The organism is Mycobacterium sp. (genome assembly GCF_044370595.1).
Classification (GTDB): Bacteria; Actinomycetota; Actinomycetes; order Mycobacteriales; family Mycobacteriaceae; genus Mycobacterium.
The window spans coordinates 1-2,508 of record NZ_JBILVF010000265.1; the positions used below are offsets into that span (position 1 = coordinate 1).

Here is a 2,508-nt window from a genome sequence, read left to right on the forward strand (position 1 = left end):
CCGGCCAGGACCTTTTCGATTGGGCCACCTATAGCGACATCAACTCCACAAACGGTGTCGCGCACGGGACCGTGGCAGGCGTTCCCTTCACCTACACGATGACGACAGCGCAGGGCTCCCCGATCCTCACGACGTCCTACATGTACAACTGGGCGGAATTCCCCAGCGAGTTCGGAGTTCCGAACGACAATCCGACGATCGCCAACTGGGTTGCTTCGCACAACGTCCTCGCATTCGGGGCGCCAAGCCAACCGTTGATGGCCTTCTCGTCAATCGGAAACCCATCCACTCCGGTCTCGATCGCCTTCTCCGCGCCGGTACAGATCCTCTGGTCCCAGGGCGTGACGGTGGACCAAGGCACCGCCGACGCCACGACGCGCATCACCGGCACTGAGGGCTTCATGGTGGTGCAACTCAATCAGGCCGTGGATTCGTTCAGTTTCGACTATCTCAACGACGAGGCGTACGCGAACTTCGCGTTCGGCGCCTCGAGTTACTACCCCTACGGAAATCCCGACTCCGCCACCGGCGAAATCACCGGCACGGTGACGTTCACCGACACCGCCAACCGGGCCCTGTCCTACAGCGCACCGGCCACCTCCACCGGCGGTGGCACCGTCAGCGTCGACCCGACCACCGGGGCGTACACCTACACCCCGACTCAGGCCCAGCGCCAAGCCGCCGGCGGATCGACCACCGACACCTTCACCATCACCGCTGACAACGGGGTTCGTACCACCAGCCAGACCGTGACCGTGGCCGTCGACCCGGGCACCCCGGTAGCCGGCACCCCAACGGTGGGCAACCCGACCCTCAGCACGAAGACCTTCTCCAGTTCCTTCCTGCCCGCGGCGGCGTCCACAACGGTCTTCACCAACACGACCCTCGACGAGATCGTCGGGATCACCGGCAACTTGGCGGGCGCCTGGGTGGGGGGTGACGAGGTTCCGTACCACTTCACTAACGGGACGTACCCCGGTGGAAAACGATGGGCGACGGTTCAAATCCAAGTCACTGACTCCACTTACGCGAAGACTGTCAAGGTGTTGTTGACCCAGAGTGGTTCGAACGTCGACGCCTCAGTGCTCTACGCGAAGTACGCCAACAGGGCATACACGGGGGTGAACTTCGACTCGCTGATCCACGCCACGGCCGTTCCCATCGCGACATCGGCAGGGTCACCCGGCTACGGCGTGAACTCGCTGACCATCACCACGGAAGTCACGACGGGAACGGCGGCGTTCACCGACCCGTTTGGACGGACGCTGACCTACAGCGCCCCGGCCACCTCCACCGGTGGAGGACGAGTCACCATCAACTCGGACACTGGGGCGTTCACCTACGTACCCACCAGCGAGCAACGGCAGTCCGCGACGCCGTCGACCACCGACACCTTCGCCGTTACCGCCAGCAACGGCGCGGGGCGCACCGCGACCCAAACCATCACGGTCTATGTGAAGGGCAGCCCGGCTTCCGAGACCGCGTAGCGGTCGCCGAGCAGGGCTTTCTTTCCTAAGTCGGCGTCAATTCCCCTGGCCGCAGAGAGTGGGCGTCGATCGTCTTTGCTGTGGTCGGGAACGCTACCCTAGACCGATGAGTCTGCACACCGAGGCCGCCCCTGACGTGCGCGAGGCCGTGCACTCCGCGGCCCGCCGGGCCCGGGTCGCCGCCCGCGTGCTCGGCACCCTCACCACCGCCGAGAAGGACCGGGCCCTGCATGCTGCCGCCGACGCGGTGCTGGACCACACCCACCAGATCCTGGCCGCCAACGCCGCCGACGTGGACGCCGCCCGCGCGGCCGGCACCTCCGAGGCGATGATCGACCGGCTCGCGCTCAACCCGCACCGCATCGACGGCATCGCCTCGGGTCTGCGTCAGGTCGCCGGACTGCCCGACCCGGTCGGGGAGGTGCTGCGCGGCCGGACCATGCCCAACGGGCTGCAGGTGCGCCAGCAGCGCGTCCCGCTGGGTGTGGTCGGCATGGTGTACGAGGGCCGGCCCAACGTGACCGTCGACGCCTTCGGGCTCACCCTCAAATCGGGCAATGCCGTTCTGCTGCGCGGCAGTTCGTCGGCCGCCCACTCCAACGCCGAACTGGTGACGGTGCTGCGCGGCGCACTGTGCGGCGAGGGCCTGCCCGAGGACGCCGTGCAGCTGCTGCCCAGCGCCGAGCGCTCCAGCGTCACCCACCTGATCCAGGCCCGCGGCCTGGTCGACGTGGTGATCCCCCGCGGCGGCGCCGGCCTGATCGAGGCGGTGGTGCGCGACGCGACGGTACCCACCATCGAGACCGGCGTCGGCAACTGCCACGTCTACGTCCACGCCGACGCCGACCTCGACGTCGCCGAGCGAATCGTGGTGAACGCCAAGACCCGCCGGCCCAGCGTCTGCAACACCGCCGAGACCCTGCTGGTCGACCGGGCCATCGCCGGCGCCGCGATGCCGCGTCTGGTGGCCGCACTGGAGCAGGCCGGGGTCACCGTCCACGACAACCCCACCGACGAGGAA

Annotated in this window: 2 protein-coding genes; both read left to right on the plus strand. The window is 67.6% G+C overall.

All coding sequences use genetic code 11. The features are described 5' to 3' along the window. Positions 1–1,487, plus strand: a 1,487-nt coding sequence (locus ADBZ5N_RS18640; RefSeq protein WP_526260046.1) for a VCBS domain-containing protein, incomplete at its 5' end; no start/stop codon positions are given. 106 nt (positions 1,488–1,593) lie between these two features. After that, a partial coding sequence (locus ADBZ5N_RS18645; protein ID WP_526260048.1) for a glutamate-5-semialdehyde dehydrogenase occupies positions 1,594–2,508 on the plus strand: 915 nt, incomplete at its 3' end.